The following is a 17,154-nucleotide window of genomic DNA, read 5'->3' as shown; positions in this document are numbered from 1 at the left end:
AATTCTATCCTAAAAATCCTTATCCTTGTAATAAAGATTGTCCGCCATCGATCCAAACTTCAGTTCCGGTGATATGACTAGAAGCATCAGACACTAAAAATAAAACCAGTTGGGCTACTTGTTTAGAGGTTCCTGGTTTACCATCGGTTAAGGGAATTTTACCTTCAGGAAATTCAACGGGTTCTTGAGCTTTTTCTAAGTATTCTCGTTGAGTATTATGATCGATTTCCGTTGTAATTGCCCCCGGACAAATCACATTCACTCTAATTTTATATTTCGCTAATTCTAATGCGGTCATTTTAGCAAAAGCAACTTGAGCCGCTTTCGTTGAAGCATAAGCCGATGCGCCACTATTACTAAACATTCGAGTGCCATTTACAGAAGATGTAATTACAACACTTCCGCCTTGTTTTTTTAAATAAGGTAAAGCATATTTTAAGGTATAAAAGGTTCCATCTAAATTAATAGAAATTGTCGTTTTCCATTCCTCCGGGGAAAGTTCCTCTAAAGGTGCCCAAACGCCATTAATGCCAGCATTCGCAAAAACAATATCAATTTTTCCCCAAGTTTTGGCTATTTTATCCATTGATTGTTGTACCTGTTCAGGGTAAGAAATATCTGCCTTAGTTGTCATTGCTTCTCCCCCCGCTTGTTTAATTTGATCAACGGTTTTTTGACCTTTTTCGGGTGTGCGATCAAGGGTTGCCACTTTTGCCCCTTCTTTTGCTAATAATAATGCCGTGGCTTGACCAATTCCTGAACCCGCTCCAGTAATCACAGCAACTTTATCTTTTAATAACATGGATTAACCCCTATTTAATTATCCTATAGTCTAAATATTGCGTGTTTTCTCAAGTTTTTACGTCTATCTTAAGAAAGAATCTCATTTTTTTACAATAAATTTGAGGGATGGGGGGTTTTTGAAGGAACCACAAAGGCACGAAGACACTAAGAAGGATAATTAAGGAGGATAAGCTATTAAGCATCTAAATTTAATTGTCCTAAATCCCCAACACCCAAGCAAAAAAAATCAAGAATGTGTTATCATTAATATCAAAGTTATTTTAATTCCCCCTACTACCCCGATCCCGTATCTGATTCTAGCTTTTTTACATCTTTTATTTCTATGATCAGTCTATCCTCGGTAACAGCCCCTTCACTGAATTCTGCAATTTCTAAATGGCAGAAGGCAACATGGGATGATTATTTAGTCTATCGAGATCATCCGAATTTAGAACGAGTTAAAGTCTTTTATCAAGACGGATATTTATTAATTGAAATGGGTTCAGAAGGAATTAATCACGCCAGTATTAGCGATTTATTCACGATGCTATTTGCTTTTTGGTTTGCTCGGTTTCCTGTTGCTAGTTTTAGTTCTTTGGGTCGCTGTCAACTCGAAAAAGCGAACTCTCGCGCCTCGGCTCCTGATCGGGTTTTATATATTGGTGAAAACTCACCCCGTTGGCAAGCTGGCGAACCTCGTCGGATTGACTTAAATCGTTGGCGAGTTCCTGATTTAGTCGGAGAAGTTGCTGATACAACTTTAGCGACTGATTTAGATGAGAAAAAACAACTTTATGCAACGTTAGGAATTCCTGAATATTGGGTAACAAACGTTAAAGGAAAACAAGTGATTGCCTTTGGTTTAGGAGAAAATGGAAAATATGAAGAAATTGAATATTCTGTGGCTCTTTCGGGTTTGCCGATGATCCTTTTAGAGCAAACTTTAGAACAATTAACTCAGATGGATAATGGTATGGCAGCCCTTTGGTTTAATCAAGAAATTGCCAATATTGAACGTTATTAAGGAAGGGGTATTTTGAACGCTTTTCGCAGTTTTGATCCGAAGTGTCAACGGAGTTTGCTAAGTTTATTTATCGCAGGTTTATGTTTTTGGACAAGTATAACGGCACTATTACCAACACTCCCTTTATATGTTGAATTTCTCGGCGGAACAAAACAACAAATTGGCTGGGTGATGGGGGCTTTTGCTTTAGGTTTATTACCTGCTCGATTTTGGTTTGGCCCCTTAGCCGATCGCAAAAGTCGCAAATTAGTATTATTAATTGGAACAGTGGTGGCGATGATCGCTCCTTGGGGATATTTGTGGGCGAAATCGATTCTATTAATGCTCTGTCTGCGGGCATTTCATGGCATTAGTGTGGCGGCATTCACCATCGGTTATAGTGCCTTAGTCGCCGATATTGCCCCGGTGGAGAGACGGGGGGAAGTCATCGGATATATGAGTTTAGTCGCCCCAATTGGCATGGCTATTGGCCCTGCGGTGGGGGGTTCTCTGCAAATGGCTTTTGGCTATGACCCCATCTTTTTATCCAGTGCAGGGTTTGCGTTTTTAGCATTTCTGGGAATTTGCCAAGTTCGGGAGCCACAACGGGATCAACCCACTGCAATTCCGTCCTCAACCTCTTGGCGACAAAAAGGGTTATGGTATTTCAAAATGTTGTGGAGTCCTCCCCTTCGGGTTCCCGCATTTGTGATGTTAATGGTGGGTTTAATATTTGGAACTTTAGTCACATTTTTACCCTTATCCGTGAAAGAATCTGGGTTGAATTTTAACTCTGGATTATTTTATAGTACCGCCGCGATCGCTAGTTTTTTAGTACGAGTTCCCACAGGTCGAGCGTCTGATCGTTATGGTCGAGGTTTATTTATTACGGGGGGGTTAATCTGTTATTTTTTAGCGATGTTACTGTTATCTCAAACGACGAAAAGTAACATTATTTTATTCGCCGCAGCCCTAGAAGGAATGGGAGCAGGAATCGTTATTCCAATGATGATCACGTTAATTACAGATCGCTGTCTACCGGAAGAACGGGGTCAATTTTTCTCCCTTTGTTTAACAGGATTTGATGTCGGAATTGCCCTTGCTGGCCCCATTTTTGGCAGTATTGCAGAACAATGGGGTTATCCAACTATCTTTGCTTTAGATGCAGTTTTAGCATTAATTGCTGTGATCAGTTTTGCGGGATTTTCTAGTAAAACGGTTCCCCTTTCTCTTAAATTTGCGATCGGTCAAGCCAAGGATGTTTATAGTTTAAATTAAAAAACTCCGGTTTCTCGGTGTGTTTATAGAAACTCAGAAACCGGGTTTCTTCTGCTATCTTTTTGTTATACAGGAAAAGCGATCGCAGAAACCCGGTTTCTCGGTGTGCTTGTAATTTTGGGCGATCGCATCCTGACTATAATATAATAATAAACATGATTAAATGGCTGACAACCTGTTAATAAATACTCACTATGAATCAATCACTTTTGCAGCGAATTACTCTAGATCTAAATATCTGTCATGGAAAACCTTGCATTCGAGGGTTACGTTATCCGGTTGAGTTTATTTTAGAGTTACTAAGTTCGGGGATGAGTATGGAGGAAATTTTAGCAGATTATGATGATTTGGAACGGGATGATATTTTAGCCGCTTTGCTATTTGCAAGTCGGTTAACTCAGGTGAAAAGTATTTATAAAATTGCTATATGAAGTTTCTTATAGATGCTCATTGGTTGAATTGTTTAGTCAGCACTCACTGATCGAAATAAGTCGAGATGCAATTATTGTACATCAATAGTATTAGATTTCTTTCTCCTTTAAAAGTATCAATTTCTACTGCTATTTTACCCAAACTCTCGACAACCCACAAGCGACCTAGAAACCGGGTTTCTGCATAAATTTATTGTTTCCCAACCGCTTCCTGAACAATATCCAGTCGGATGATCTTAGGACGTAATGTTTCATCAATAAAATGACAGTGAACAGCATCTTTTATTTCTTGTTTTAAGCTTTCTAAATCATCAGCTTGGGTAATAATTGATTCCCCTAATGCTTGGGCAATATACCCCCCTTCAACATCAGATTCTACTAGGAAAATAATTTCCGTCATGGCTTAAATAACCTTTAGGTACAAGATAATCGCAGTTTCCTTAATTCTATCACTCAAGGCATCAAAAACAACGATTAAACGATTGAAATTTAGCAATTAATCAAACTAACTCGACTCGATAATTCTCGACAACCCACAAGCAACCTAGAAACTGGGTTTCTGCGTAAATTTATTGTTTTCCAACCGACAATCTTTCACAGAAACCCGGTTTCTCCTCTCAAATCTGGCACTTAAGGTTGATTATTTTATTCAGGGATGGTTTAGGGTATACTTGATATCAAAATCTTTCAGCCTGAGTAGCTTTAATCATACATGAACCGACAGGCGTTGGTAGTCGGCATTAACCGATATCCTGATCTGGAAAATTTGAAAAGACCGGCTTTTGATGCGGAGGCGATCGCCCATCTTCTCGAAACTTATGGGGGTTTTAGGGTGCGTCGGTTGCCTGTCTGTGTTGCGAATGAGAAATTTCAGGTCAATCCTAAACCGGGTTATGGAGAAGAAGAAGTTGACATCAAGGTATTAGAAGAAGAAATTCTCCAACTGTTTGGCATAGGAGAAAAAGATTGCCCTGATACAGCCTTGCTGTTTTTTGCTGGACACGGTTTGCGAAAACCGAGAGGTTTAAAAGAAGGATTTTTAGCTACCAGTGATACTAATCCTGAGCAAGAATTATATGGTTTGGCTTTAAATTCACTGCGAGATATTTTACTAGAAAGTGATGTTAAACAGCAGATTATCTGGCTGGATTGTTGTCATGGTGGCCAATTTATCGACGTTTTAAATAAAGCCGATCCAGGAAATGCAGGCAAGGTGCGCGATCGCTGTTTTATTGCTGCCTGTAGTGCTTCGGAAACTGCTTACGCAACTGGTGAACACGGTCTACTGACTAGCATTCTTTTACAAGGACTCGATCCACAGCAGCGTCAAGTTGGTAAGTGGATAAACAACCTTTTTTTAGCAGATTTTGTTAACCAACAAATACAAACTAATGAATACTGGCGAAACTTTCCCCAGCGTCCAGTTTTTAACAATTCTGGCGGAGCAATTCAACTCATTCAGGGAGTAAAAATTGATAAGGAAGAAACAGTTAGTACGCGACAACCTGATATTTGTCCCTACAAAGGTTTGCAAGCGTTTGATTTTAACGAGACTGATCCTAAGTATTTTTATGGTCGCACGGCATTAACTGGCGAGTTAATTGAAAAAGTAAGAACCGGGAATTTTCTAGCAGTTCTCGGCCCTTCGGGAAGTGGTAAATCTTCTGTTGTGAGGGCGGGATTGCTTTATCAATTAAAATTAGGACAGCGACTTTTACAGAGCCAACAATGGAAAATCTTGCCCGTGATTCGACCCGGAGAATATCCACTGCAAAGTTTAGCAGAAGCCTTTGCCGAAGGCAATAAAACTGCCTTACGTTGGCTTAAAGATGCACTCAATCAAAATGGGGCTATCGCACTACAAGAGTTTGTAGCAGATGTTGAAGCAGAACGGGTATTTTTAGTTATCGACCAATTTGAAGAAGCGTTTACTCTGTGTCAAGGAACTGCGAAACAAGAGGCAGAACGTCAACAGTTTTTTGAGTGTTTATTAAAAGCCTTAGATAGCACTGAAAATAAACTTTGTGTTGTTATTACCATGCGGGCAGATTTCTTGGGTAAGTGTGTCGAACAGGAATATGCCGGACTTGCAAAAAAGATTCAAGAGCATTTGGTAACAGTTACACCGATGACTTTTGAGGAGTTAGATGAGGCGATTTGTGAACCAGCAAAGCAAGTAGGTTTAGAAGTAAAACGTCGGTTAGTTACTCAGATGATTGTAGATGTGAAAGACTCTGCGGGTAGTTTGCCACTATTGCAATTTTCTCTCACAGCACTCTGGCAGCAGTGGCATCAACAATGGCAACAAGGAAAACCAGGATTACCTAATCAGCTTACTCTTAATTCTTATAACGAATTGGGTGGTTTAAAGGGAACGCTAGAAGAACAAGCTAATAAAGTTTTTCAGAACTTATCGACAGCGCAAAAGGAGATAGCCAAGTGGATTTTTATCGAGTTAACGCAGTTAGGAGAAGATGCAGAGGATACTCGTCGCCAAGTTACGAAATATCAATTAGTAGAAACTTTGGGAAGGGGGGAATATTCAGAGGATCAGGTTGAGGAGGTGATAGGGATTTTAAATGATGAAAAAGCCCGGTTAATTGTTACCAGTGATGAAAATGGAGTGTCAGTGGTTGATATTGCCCATGAAGCGTTGATTCGACATTGGGATAAGTTGCGTGAGTGGGTAAATGCGGAGAGAAAGGCAATTAAACTCAAGCGGAATATTGAGCAAGCGGCGGCAGAGTGGGAAAGTAACGGGAAGACAGAGGATTTATATTTTTTACTGCCAGGGCAAAAGTTGATAGCAGCAGAAAAACATTGTGGGAGTGTTCCACTGTCCTATTTGGCTCAAGAATTTATTCAAATTAGCAGACTTGTATTTCAACGTCGAGTTGCAGAACAACAAAAAACCGCAGAGAAAAACCGGTCTGATGAAAGAGGGCAAATAATTACTTTAATAATTACCCTAGGTGCTAGTTTGGCTGGCTTGATTCCTACTATAGCTACTATAGCTCCAGCTTTAATCGGAGCAGTGCAGCCTGTTATATTAGCCTTTAATGGGTTAGTAGCACCCATTCATATTAATTCAGTTATTTTTACACTAATAGTAAGTCTAATTATTGGTATGGCTATGGTAACTTTAAGTTGGATGATTATAAGATTTATGAAAATATCTCGGCGAACAAATAAATTGTAAAGATATCTATCCTGCCCAATATTGCCTTATCATGGAGAGAGAAAACAAAAGTTTTATAGAAAAATGGATTCATCAAAATCATATTATTTTAGCCTTTTTCCCAAAATCTCAAGTTTCCCGCCTCACCTCCACCTCCGAGCAGCACTGAATAACAAGGAAGATTGATCGCGCTTTTTTGTGCTTCTCCTAACGCGATCGCCCTATAATCTAAACTAAGTCAGAAATACATAACGATGGAGAGATAACTATAACAACACTCAAAGCAAAATTTCAACTAGATATTCTGCTTGCCGATCTAACATTGATTGTTCTCGCTTTTATTATTACCGATATCCGTCAAGCCCATCGTCAAGCTAAAATTGTTCAAAAACTTTCCTATCTTTTTGGACAAGCAACTGGTAATCGAAATAACATTCTCAGAAGCAGAGAAATGCTCCGACTCCTAGAATCTATTGGAATTTATGATACAATAGAAAACCGGGATTACATAGTACGCCATATCGAAACTGCCTTCTATGACTCGACCAACATCATTAGAACTCAACCAGATGGTCGAATTGTCAAAGATTCTCTCTTGATCGGAAAAAGAGGTGCTCTTAGAATGGAGACAGTTTGGCAAAATAACAAACTTATCACAATTTTTCTCAAATCTGGAGACAACTAAAATGTTTATTACTTTCACTACAAACGTTATAGAATTACAAGAATTTTTAACAAAAAAAGAGTTGATTTACTCTTTAAGTCAATGCGATTTAGGAAGCATATTACTTAATGAAGAAGATGATTATGAACAGAAATTTTATGCGGCTATTGTGCGTCCCCAAACATCAGGACTGCATTATTTTGGCATTGGCATTTGTTCAGAAGGGCATGGGTTAAAACCGAATTTATTAATAAATCCAGAGTTAGATATTATTATGTTCGGCTACAATCAGGAAGTAGTAGGAGTAAACGTGAAAAATCGAGAAATATCTTTTAGAATCCCATTAAATTCTCTCTTTTATTATTTCTTACCCCTCAAAAATCAGGGACTTGTGTTAATTGTTCAAGAAGTCGATGTAACTGCTATCACTGAATCAGGTAAAGAACTCTGGAGGTACGGCAAAGATATTATTACTCAGACTACTATTGAAGGAGAAAAATTATATCTCAATTTTATGGATGAAAGTCCAACTTGTTTGAATATTTTAAATGGAGAGTTAGTTAGGGATGGTAAAAGAAAGGTTATAATTAATAATTAACTAACTTTGAACCAGATATGACTACAGTTGCGATCGTGCCTGTATTTAATACCAACGGTGAGAAATCTTATCGCGCTATTGCCGGAGATCAACAGTCTGTTGGCACAACTGCGGGTCAAGCTTTAGATAGTTTGACTACTTTGTTAGGCGAAACAAACTTCAGCGCCTTACTGATTATTCAAAGCTTTAACCCCGATGAATTGTTTACTGCCGAACAACAAAAACAATTATCGGAATTAATGAATTTGTGGCGTGTAGCACGCGATCGCGGAGAAACCCTTTCTTCCCAACAACAAGCAGAATTAGAAACCCTTGTCGAAGCCGAACTTAAAGCGGCTACATTTCGGATATCGGCTTTTGTAAAACAATGATAAATAATAACAAGAACGCGATCGCGTCTGATTCTACTATAATTAAGAGCAATTCTAACTTACTTTACCCCAAGCATGAGTCAACCACCTGCTCTCCCTACTCTCCTGGCCTTGCTTCTGGCAATTAGAGATCCAGGTGTCACCCTGAACTCTGACAAGCAAGAGGAACTTTTTACAATAGGAGAACAGCTTCAACTCAATCCTGAAATGGGAGACAAAACCCACGCTAAGTTAATGTCTGTAATCCAATCAAACCCAAAATTAAATGAAAGTTTTACCAAGTATCAAACAGCATTAATTCGTTTTCTAGCAACAGAAAATAGTGAAAATTTAGATTACTTGCCAACTTCAGAAGAAGTGTTAAAAAGACTCCAGGCGGGTAATAAATCCAGCCAAAGAGAAATCCGAGGCGAATTACCTAAAAAATCACAGCGCTCTCCAAGTCACACGATTATTAATGATATTGTTGTTCCTATCCTCAAAAGCGATAATCCGCCGGAAGTTAGCAAAAGTTTGTTTCAGCGTCTATTAGAAAAGTTATCACAATTTTCTGCTGATTCAGATACTCAACCACCAACATTACCTCCTCTAATATGACAGATGATCTGATTTACCCCACAATTGACCTCTATCTCTACGATTTGCGTCAGGGACTAGGGCAGGATTCGGATACTTTGAAAAAGAACGATCAAGTATTTTTAGATAAATTGCCTCCCTCCTTACAAAAAAAGATTAAAGCGTCTTCCCCGCCTGAAAAAATGGAGTGGGAAACAGAATTTGTAGAGTTATTAACAGAGGAATACAAATTTACAGAACCACTCAACCTTCCGTCTGAATATAAAGGCTATTACTATCCAGTACAACTGAGTGATACTTATGCGCTGATGGTTGACTGTTCGGTGAGCGATCGCACTTCTAATACTTCTATTCAAGAAATAACAACACTTCAAAAAATTATAGTTGATCAGGTTCTCAAAAATCAAGGGGGTAGCTTAGGGCAAACTTGGTTAATTAGTGGTACACTCCCTTCAGATTTAGATATTAAAATGGGATCAGATGATGTTAAAAATCTTGCTCAAAAATGTTACAATTTGCTAGTAGGAAAAGAACTAGATTGTCAAGAAAAACCCCAAGGTGAGGGAAAGTTATTAGGGGGAAGATTCTTTGAATGGAACCCCGATAATTTAAACAATACTCCTCAAAAAGCACCCTACAATTTACAGCAAGAGAATCCTCATGTAATTATTATATTATATCCAAATTTAACAGCAGTAGAAAATGCAGCAGAATTAATTGATCACTGGATGCAATTGTTTTGCCATCGCCATAAAATTCTTTGGGCTTATGTACGAAGTCGGCTGCTTAAACGAGAGTTAGACACTGCATTTAAAAAGGTTCAAAGTTACGTCAAAGAGTTTAAAACTCAAGAATATGAAGGGTATAATTTGAGCCAACTTAGTCAAAAAGTCAATGAGGCTGACAATCTATTTTCTGATTATGCCATCAATCTCAGTTATTTAGAATTTCAGAGAAGTACAATTGAAGTTAATCTGGATAACTACCGCCAACAGCTTAAAAAATTAGTTGCAAAGGTGTTTGAAAAAAACCAAGAATATGAAGTACAATGCTTAAAGCAGTTTCATTCCTACGCTCGAAATAAATACTTAAAACAAGTTAGTAAAGACTACGAAAATCTGAGTGCAGGGGTAAAAATGCTAGAAGTTGCAGTCAACTTAATTCGAGTTAACTTGGAAGTCAGAGAAGCAAAGAGCGATCGCACATTTCAAAATACACTGGGTATTGTCGGTGCGGGTTTAGCTGCGGCTTCTGTAACGGCTTCAATTTCTGGACAATTCCCCAATGTTGTTGCACCTGTTACTATTATCAAATCAGAGGAAGCAAAAACCCTTGTAGAGCAAAATTTAGGGCAAGTTTTGAGGAGTTTGACAATTCCAGAATATGGGTTAATGCCCTCTATTTCACTGGTTTTGAGCCTGATCATAGGCTTGACAGTGGCGGGGTTAACGGGGTTAGTTATCTGGTTGCTAGGATTAGGGAATCATGGTAAGAAGAGATAAGCTATTAAGCACTTATTTAGAAGCAGATCAGATTAATTATTATCAACAAAAATTATAACAAACTCGCCCCTCCATTCAATTAAACTTGTAGGGGCGGAAAAATTACAAATGCGATCACTCTTTGGGACACTCCAAAACCGGGTTTATGTCATCTTCTAATATTAGGAGTCAGCTAAAGCCTACAAACAGAAATATAGGGGCGAGATGATCTCGTCCCTATATTAAAAGATTGAATAAACGGGCTAGGAGGGATTCGAACCCCCGACACCGTGGTCCGTAGCCACGTGCTCTAGTCCACTGAGCTACAAGCCCTTGCCAGTTCAGAACAACAACCCCAGGAACAATATACACTGTTGAACGAGGGTGTTTTCTTCACCGCTTTCTTATATTAACACATTTTTCCCAAATGGCAAGCAATTTTTCTGAAAATTCTTCTGATCGCCTCACCCACCTGGATGAAACGGGGGAAGCCCGGATGGTGGATGTGTCGGAGAAGGTGGCCACTCGTCGTCAGGCGATCGCTGGGGGACAAGTGCGAATGTTAAGCACCACCTTTGCCGCCATCGAAGCCGGAAACGCCCCCAAAGGGGATGTTTTAGGGACAGCGAAACTCGCCGGAATCATGGCGGCCAAACAAACAGCCCAGTTAATTCCCCTGTGTCATCCCTTACCCTTAAGTAAAATTGATGTTCAAATTTGGCCCGACCCCGAATTACCAGGCTATCAAATTCAGGCGGAAGTGATCACCAAAGCCGAAACTGGGGTTGAAATGGAAGCGTTAACGGCTGTTTCTGTGGCGGCGTTGACTTTGTATGACATGGCGAAAGCCTTAGAAAAGTCGATTGTGATTGAGTCAATTCGGCTGCTGAGTAAAACGGGGGGAAAATCGGGAGATTACCACCACCAGATAGAAGAATTCAACCCCAGTTCCGCCTAAAATAGAATAGAAAAAGCTTGGGAATTGACTGTCTATGCCTCCTCGTTGGCCGCGTAAGCCCGACCGCAAAGATCCTGATTATCGTCGTTTAGATGATCGGATGAATTTTGCCATCCATGTTGCTATTTTTGCGGCGATTAATTCGGGTTTATGGTTTTTCCATAATTTGCAATCGGCTGATTGGTCTTGGTTAACTGGATTTACGGTTGTTTGGTTGTTAGCGATCGCCCTTCATGGGATTTATATTTTTGCGATCGCCGACTATTCTCCTGTAACTTCAAATCGATAACATTCCGGTTAACGGCTAACCGTTAACCCTTGATTATTTAGGAGCTTAATTATGTCTGTTTTAGATACAAGAAACATTGAAAAGTTAGCGTCTGAAATTGGAGAAAATGTCTATATTGATGTCGCTAAATGGCATCTGTATTTAGCCGAAGCTCATTTGCATACTCAATTAGCTGAACAACTTTATCCGCTTTTAAATCAGGGAGACTTTACGGAAAATGAAGTTCAACAAGTGTTGCAAAAAGTTTATGTTAATTTAGGAGGAGGAAAACAAACTACCTCCCTTGTGAATTTAATTCCTAATTCGGGAATTCAAGAACTGGTAAGAATTTTAAAAGACTTCCAAGAAGAATTGTAAACTTTGTAGTGAGGCGTTCACGCCTCCCTCAAATTCCAGAGTCAAGCTCAAGTCATCTGCAATCATTCTCAGCGTGAATCATTATGATTGAACTTTACTACTGGCCTACCCCTAACGGTCACAAAATCCCCATATTTTTAGAAGAAACTGGATTAGAATATCAAATCATTCCGGTGAATATTGGCGCAGGTGATCAGTTCAAACCGGAATTTCTCAAAATTGCTCCCAATAATCGAATGCCTGCCATTATTGATTTTCATCCCGTTGATGGCGGAGAACCTTTATCTATCTTTGAATCAGGCGCAATTTTAATCTATTTAGCTGAAAAAACCGGACAGTTTCTTCCTCAAAATTGGCGCGATCGCAAAACCGTTTTAGAATGGCTATTTTGGCAAGTGGGAGGACTAGGGCCAATGGCGGGACAAAACCATCATTTTCTACAATATGCACCGGAAAAACTTCCCTATGCGATTGACCGTTATGTGAAAGAAACTAATCGTTTATATGGGGTTTTGAATCGTCAATTAGAAGGACAAGAATACATTGCGGGAGAATACTCTATTGCAGATATGGCTTGTTATCCTTGGATTGTTCCCTTTGAACAACAACAGCAAAATTTAGAGGATTTCCCCCATTTAAAAGCTTGGTTTGAGCGAATTCATTCTCGTCCGGCGGTCATGCGTGCTTACGAGAAAGGAAAATCCTATTCTTCTGGTGCAAAGATGACTGATGAAGCGAAAAAAATCCTCTTTGGTCAAAGTGAAAAAACGCTTCAAAATAGGGAATAGGGAATAGGGAACAGGGAACAGGGAACAGGGAACAGGGGGGAAAAGAAAATAGACAATAGGGAATTAAGAATTATTGTCCTCCTTTTCCCTCTCCTTTTAGGAGAGGGTAGGGAGAGGTCAAACCATTTCCTAACGCAATAAGGTTTTAAACAACTTAATTCCGTCGGTATTTCCTAACATTGGATCAGAGGCACGTTCTGGGTGAGGCATCATCCCTAAAACGTTGCCTTGACGGTTACAAATTCCAGCAATATTATGCAAAGAACCGTTAGGATTTTCTTCGAGTTTTGGAGTTTTATTACTGCCATACCGGAATAAGACTTGGTGATTTTCTTCTAACTCTACTAAGGTGTTTTCATCCGCATAATAACAGCCTTCTCCGTGAGCAATAGGTAAAGTAATGACTTCCCCGGTTTGATATTCAGCAGTCCAGGGAATATTATTATTAATTACCGTCAAAGGAACCGATTCACAAATAAAATGTAAATCCCGATTTCTGACTAACGCACCGGGTAATAATCCCGCTTCTGTTAACACTTGAAAGCCGTTACAAATTCCCAACACTAATTTTCCTTGATTCGCGTGTTCAATTGTTGAACGCATGACGGGAGAAAAACGCGCGATCGCACCACAACGCAAATAATCCCCGTAACTAAAACCCCCCGGAATTACTACCACATCAATATCAGATAAATCCGTATCTTCATGCCAAATCATGCGGGTGGGTTGTCCTAATAATCCTTGAGTTACCCAAGCCACATCTCGATCACAATTAGAACCCGGAAAAACAATAACCCCAAATTTCATAGTTAATTCATGTAGTGAGTTACGAATAGAAACAAGTTGATCAAAGAGAGAACTAATCTTCTTTGATCAACCTCCTGATTGAATTATCGATTAGCAACGGCAGAAACTTCCATCAGATCAAATCGATAAATTTCAATCACAGGATTTGCCAACAATTGATCGCAAATTCGGTCAAGTTGGGTTCTCGCTTCCGTTTCATCCGTTGCAGAAAGCGTCATTTCAATATATTTACCGATCCGCACCTGTTCAACATTGTCATATCCCAAATGTTGAATCCCAGATTTGACCGCCACGCCTTGAGGATCAAGAACAGAAGGACGGAGGGTAATATAAATTCGAGCTTGATAGTGATGGGTCACAACAATCCCTACTTTAACGGCATAATCTTTATTATCCCTCAAGTTAGGAGACTTGATCACATCTAAGGGTCAATCCCGTCTTGAATCAATTAAGGAAAGGGATGGAAATATTAATTAATAGACAGACTTGCTTTTGCTTTAACAGAACAAGAGGTTTATTTATCAGAAGAATTGGGACTCGCATAGTATCGCTTCAAACTGAAAAATGAACCTGTAAGTCTATTTTACTGTCAGTATGGTTTGAATAGGATTTACTGACTCTAGGAGAAACTTAAAAATGAGATTACGCCGTTTAACCCTTGCGGGATGTGTTTTCAGCCTGATTTTAGCCTTAGCTCCCAGTGCTTGGGCTGATCGGCAACAAATTGCTCCCGGTGGTTCTCTGTCCTTATCAGGAACCTCTGGAGGGCCTGTAAATAGTCAAGATTGTGGGTTTATTGCTCAAACCCCGAATCACGTTGTTGAAATTACCGAGGATTTACCCTATTGGCGAGTGATGGTAACAACCTCTGGCTCACCCACCTTATTAATTGATGGCCCTAGCGGACGTTATTGTGTATTACCAGAGGGTTCTGCTAACAGTGGTATTTTGCAATATTCTGGTTATGGAACCCAAGGTAATTATAACATTTATGTGGGCGATCGTCAACAAAATCAAAACCCTTATCGGCTATTAATTACGGATAAAAAATAGTGATTTAACAGCCAACGGTCAACGGTCAACGGTCAACAGTCAACCCATTTATGATTCTCGTCCTGATGCCCAAAGATCACGCCATTTAACAATGCCTTCATTGGCAATTACCCAACGACGAGAGACTAAATTTTCGCGGAGAGGGGATGTTCCTTCTCGCCAAATAGCATATTTATAATTAATCAGTTTTCCGGCACTTTCATTAAAGGGAATTTCCCCAAACCAAGTGTTGGTATTAATATATTCTAAGGGGTAAGCTTGGGCAATATCCCAATTTCCCAATTCAGGACAATCCCCAATAATCACAACTCGTTCTCCGGGTTGAGTTTGAATCCCGTTTAATTGAACCCGAACAATCGTTTGTGCTTTAACCCGTTCACCCACTTTAGAAAGAACAATCACCTGTTTAGAGGCTAATTCTAGGTTATAAATTTTCCCGTCTTTGACTTCATATTTATACTTAGACATTACATCAGTATGTTCGCCATCATTTAACTCGGTTTCGACTTCTTCAAGAGTTACCGTTTCCCCTCGATTCATGGCTACAAATACAATACTATCTCGATAGCGACGCACATAACAATAGACATCAGGAGTAATATATTTTTGCCACTGACTTCCTAACGATGCAGCCGGATTTAAGCGCCGTAAACCGGATAATAATCGAACTTCTCGATAGAGAGGAGAATCTGTATCCCAATTTTCCATCATCGGACGGTTATAGGGATCATTATTTCCATAGGGATTATCATCTCCATTGGTATCATTATGAAGGAATTGTTCTGTGCCATAATAAATACAAGGAATGCCACGAGAGGTCATAATTAAAGTGATCGCCATTCGCAAAATTTCAGGATCAGGATTTAAAGTTTGGAATCGGTGCATATCATGGTTATCAATAAACGTGATCAATTCTGTTGAACTATAATAGCGATAATCCAAATTTAAAACATCTTGAATTAAGTGAAATCCTGCTTCTTCAAATGCTCCTAATGCTCGTCGAATAGCAACACATAATCCAAAGTCTAAAATTGACATTCCAGACTCATTGGCAAATTCCACAGAATCATCCTGTTCTGGACTAGAATAAATCCACTCACCAAAGATAAAAACATCAGGCCTATAGGTTTTAATATCCGCGTTAAACTCCTGCCAAAACCAAATCGGCATATGTTTAACAGTATCCACCCGTAAAGCATCAACTCCGCGATCTAACCATTGTTTAATGGCAGATTTGATATAATTTCGGTATTCAATATTATTTTCATTAAAAGTAGCTAATCCTGATAATTCACAGTTCATCACTTGCCATTCATCTTCCCAATTTGTTACTTCTCCATAATGGTGATACCAGTTCTTCTCATCATTATTAAAATCAGCAATTTTTACCCCATCATCATATAATATCCCTTTTTTTCCACTAATATCGGGGTTACTATGATTGCACACAATATCTAAAATCAACTTCATATTGCGACTGTGAACTTCTTCTATTAAAAGATCAAAAGTTGTGTTGCGGGTGTCTTGGGTTTCGTTTAGCGAGGGGTTTTCATCTTTACCAATAAAACGGGGATTCAAGCGTTTAAAATCACTTGTCCAATAGCCATGAACTGCCGCAGATTCACAGAATAAATCTTCAATTTGTTCAAATAAAGGGGTTAACCAAAGTGCCGTTACTCCTAAGTTTTTTAAATAATCAAGTTTATCAATAACTCCTTGTAAATCACCCCCCCAATATTTCCCCCAATCTTGTTGTTCAGAATCATAAAGTTCAGGATTAGGCCCTTCGCTATTATTGGGATCACCATCATAAAATCGATCCACAACAATAAAATAAATGGTTTCTTGACGAAATTCAATATCACGGGTATAAATAAACTCTAAATCAAGATCAAATTCGGCCTTATGGTCTTGAACAAGTTCCTGAATTTCACCTTGAGCTTCAAGGCTAGAAACTTCTTCTTTAGGGGATGTGGCTTGGGGCGGAAAGACTGTATTTGACATGGGGATACTATAGGAGAAAAATTTAATGGTTGGGTTTGCACCTTCTCCTCAGTATTATTCAATTCCAGCAGATTCAACATCTGTCAAAAGAAAGAAGAATTGATTGATTGAGGCAGAATCATACTAATCCTTTGATTTTTATTAAAAAATTTGATTCGCACCTGCGTCTATTTTAACTTCTAATTTCCCCATCTGTAGGGTGTGTAAGCGACAGCGCACGCACCGAAGACAGCGATCGCTGAATATCATAATATCAATAAGAGTTGTGATTATTAAAAGGGCGATCACATTTAATAAAATATTGGTGCGTGTGCTATTTTAACTTCTAATTTCCCCATCTGTAGGGTGCGTAAGCGACAGCGCACGCACCGAAGACAGCGATCGCTGAATATTATAATATCAATAAGAGTTGTGATTATTAAAAGGGCGATCGCATTTAATAAAATATTGGTGCGTGCGCTATTTTAACTTCTAATTTCCCCATCTGTAGGGTGCGTAAGCGACAGCGCACGCACCGAAGACAGCGATCGCTGAA

Annotated in this window: 19 protein-coding genes and 1 tRNA gene; 14 read left to right on the top strand and 6 right to left on the bottom strand. The window is 39.2% G+C overall.

Annotation, left to right across the window (positions count from 1 at the left end):
* Window positions 1-19: 19 nt before the first annotated feature.
* Entirely contained in the window at window positions 20-802 is a 783-nt protein-coding gene (locus PL8927_RS12340; protein WP_083621789.1) for an SDR family oxidoreductase, read from the bottom strand.
* Between the two features lie 324 nt (window positions 803-1,126).
* Here PL8927_RS12340 and PL8927_RS12335 point away from each other — a divergent pair, with 324 nt between their 5' ends.
* The 3 genes from PL8927_RS12335 (at window position 1,127) to PL8927_RS12325 (ending at window position 3,495) form a co-directional block, all read left to right on the top strand.
* Entirely contained in the window at window positions 1,127-1,807 is a 681-nt protein-coding gene (locus PL8927_RS12335; RefSeq protein WP_083621786.1) for a Uma2 family endonuclease, read from the top strand.
* Window positions 1,808-1,819: 12 nt separating this feature from the next.
* Window positions 1,820-3,064, top strand: a complete 1,245-nt coding sequence (locus PL8927_RS12330) for an MFS transporter (RefSeq protein ID WP_083621783.1) — start codon at window positions 1,820-1,822, stop codon at window positions 3,062-3,064.
* A 194-nt stretch (window positions 3,065-3,258) separates the two neighbouring features.
* Complete coding sequence (locus PL8927_RS12325) at window positions 3,259-3,495, top strand: DUF433 domain-containing protein (RefSeq protein ID WP_083621780.1); 237 nt, start codon at window positions 3,259-3,261, stop codon at window positions 3,493-3,495.
* Between the two features lie 190 nt (window positions 3,496-3,685).
* On the opposite strand, the gene PL8927_RS12320 is transcribed toward PL8927_RS12325, so the two are convergent.
* Window positions 3,686-3,895, bottom strand: a complete 210-nt coding sequence (locus tag PL8927_RS12320; RefSeq protein ID WP_083621777.1) for a 2-oxoisovalerate dehydrogenase E1 subunit beta — start codon at window positions 3,893-3,895, stop codon at window positions 3,686-3,688.
* Window positions 3,896-4,207: 312 nt separating this feature from the next.
* Between PL8927_RS12320 and PL8927_RS12315 the strand changes: the two genes are divergently transcribed.
* From PL8927_RS12315 to PL8927_RS12290, 6 genes are all read left to right on the top strand, one after another.
* On the top strand, window positions 4,208-6,694 hold the full coding sequence (locus PL8927_RS12315; protein ID WP_083621776.1) for an nSTAND1 domain-containing NTPase: 2,487 nt from the start codon (window positions 4,208-4,210) through the stop codon (window positions 6,692-6,694).
* 301 nt (window positions 6,695-6,995) lie between these two features.
* Entirely contained in the window at window positions 6,996-7,358 is a 363-nt protein-coding gene (locus PL8927_RS12310) for a hypothetical protein (RefSeq protein ID WP_083621774.1), read from the top strand.
* Window position 7,359: 1 nt separating this feature from the next.
* Complete coding sequence (locus tag PL8927_RS12305; protein WP_083621771.1) at window positions 7,360-7,935, top strand: hypothetical protein; 576 nt, start codon at window positions 7,360-7,362, stop codon at window positions 7,933-7,935.
* Between the two features lie 17 nt (window positions 7,936-7,952).
* Window positions 7,953-8,306 (top strand): hypothetical protein, encoded by a 354-nt coding sequence (locus PL8927_RS12300; protein ID WP_083621768.1) that lies wholly within the window; start codon window positions 7,953-7,955, stop codon window positions 8,304-8,306.
* 75 nt (window positions 8,307-8,381) lie between these two features.
* Window positions 8,382-8,903 carry a hypothetical protein gene (locus PL8927_RS12295; RefSeq protein WP_083621766.1) on the top strand — a complete coding sequence of 174 codons (522 nt, stop codon included), beginning with the start codon at window positions 8,382-8,384 and terminating at the stop codon, window positions 8,901-8,903.
* On the top strand, window positions 8,900-10,384 hold the full coding sequence (locus PL8927_RS12290) for a hypothetical protein (protein ID WP_083621764.1): 1,485 nt from the start codon (window positions 8,900-8,902) through the stop codon (window positions 10,382-10,384). Before PL8927_RS12295 ends, PL8927_RS12290 begins: the two co-directional genes overlap by 4 nt.
* A gap of 238 nt (window positions 10,385-10,622) precedes the next feature.
* Here the strand turns inward: PL8927_RS12290 and PL8927_RS12285 are convergent.
* Window positions 10,623-10,696: transfer RNA gene (locus tag PL8927_RS12285), tRNA-Arg, on the bottom strand.
* 94 nt (window positions 10,697-10,790) lie between these two features.
* Here PL8927_RS12285 and moaC point away from each other — a divergent pair.
* The 4 genes from moaC (at window position 10,791) to PL8927_RS12265 (ending at window position 12,755) form a co-directional block, all read left to right on the top strand.
* Complete coding sequence (gene moaC, locus PL8927_RS12280; RefSeq protein ID WP_083621762.1) at window positions 10,791-11,321, top strand: cyclic pyranopterin monophosphate synthase MoaC; 531 nt, start codon at window positions 10,791-10,793, stop codon at window positions 11,319-11,321.
* A 34-nt stretch (window positions 11,322-11,355) separates the two neighbouring features.
* Window positions 11,356-11,610, top strand: a complete 255-nt coding sequence (locus PL8927_RS12275) for a 2TM domain-containing protein (RefSeq protein WP_083621760.1) — start codon at window positions 11,356-11,358, stop codon at window positions 11,608-11,610.
* Window positions 11,611-11,661: 51 nt separating this feature from the next.
* On the top strand, window positions 11,662-11,967 hold the full coding sequence (locus PL8927_RS12270; protein ID WP_083621757.1) for a DUF3181 family protein: 306 nt from the start codon (window positions 11,662-11,664) through the stop codon (window positions 11,965-11,967).
* Between the two features lie 83 nt (window positions 11,968-12,050).
* On the top strand, window positions 12,051-12,755 hold the full coding sequence (locus PL8927_RS12265; RefSeq protein WP_083621754.1) for a glutathione binding-like protein: 705 nt from the start codon (window positions 12,051-12,053) through the stop codon (window positions 12,753-12,755).
* 129 nt (window positions 12,756-12,884) lie between these two features.
* Here the strand turns inward: PL8927_RS12265 and purQ are convergent, their stop codons facing one another.
* Together purQ and purS are read right to left on the bottom strand one after the other, a co-directional pair.
* On the bottom strand, window positions 12,885-13,562 hold the full coding sequence (purQ, locus tag PL8927_RS12260; protein WP_083621751.1) for a phosphoribosylformylglycinamidine synthase subunit PurQ: 678 nt from the start codon (window positions 13,560-13,562) through the stop codon (window positions 12,885-12,887).
* An 83-nt stretch (window positions 13,563-13,645) separates the two neighbouring features.
* On the bottom strand, window positions 13,646-13,921 hold the full coding sequence (purS, locus tag PL8927_RS12255) for a phosphoribosylformylglycinamidine synthase subunit PurS (RefSeq protein WP_083621986.1): 276 nt from the start codon (window positions 13,919-13,921) through the stop codon (window positions 13,646-13,648).
* Window positions 13,922-14,198: 277 nt separating this feature from the next.
* On the opposite strand from purS, the gene PL8927_RS12250 reads away from it, so the two are divergent.
* Complete coding sequence (locus PL8927_RS12250) at window positions 14,199-14,615, top strand: hypothetical protein (protein ID WP_083621748.1); 417 nt, start codon at window positions 14,199-14,201, stop codon at window positions 14,613-14,615.
* 48 nt (window positions 14,616-14,663) lie between these two features.
* Here PL8927_RS12250 and PL8927_RS12245 read toward each other — a convergent pair whose 3' ends face one another.
* A complete protein-coding gene (locus tag PL8927_RS12245; protein ID WP_083621746.1) occupies window positions 14,664-16,619 on the bottom strand; it encodes an alpha-amylase family glycosyl hydrolase in 1,956 nt (651 codons plus the stop codon).
* Window positions 16,620-17,154 lie beyond the last annotated feature (535 nt).

Source organism: Planktothrix serta PCC 8927, assembly GCF_900010725.2.
Taxonomy (GTDB): Bacteria; Cyanobacteriota; Cyanobacteriia; order Cyanobacteriales; family Microcoleaceae; genus Planktothrix; species Planktothrix serta.
This window is presented reverse-complemented; position numbering and strand designations above follow the sequence as displayed.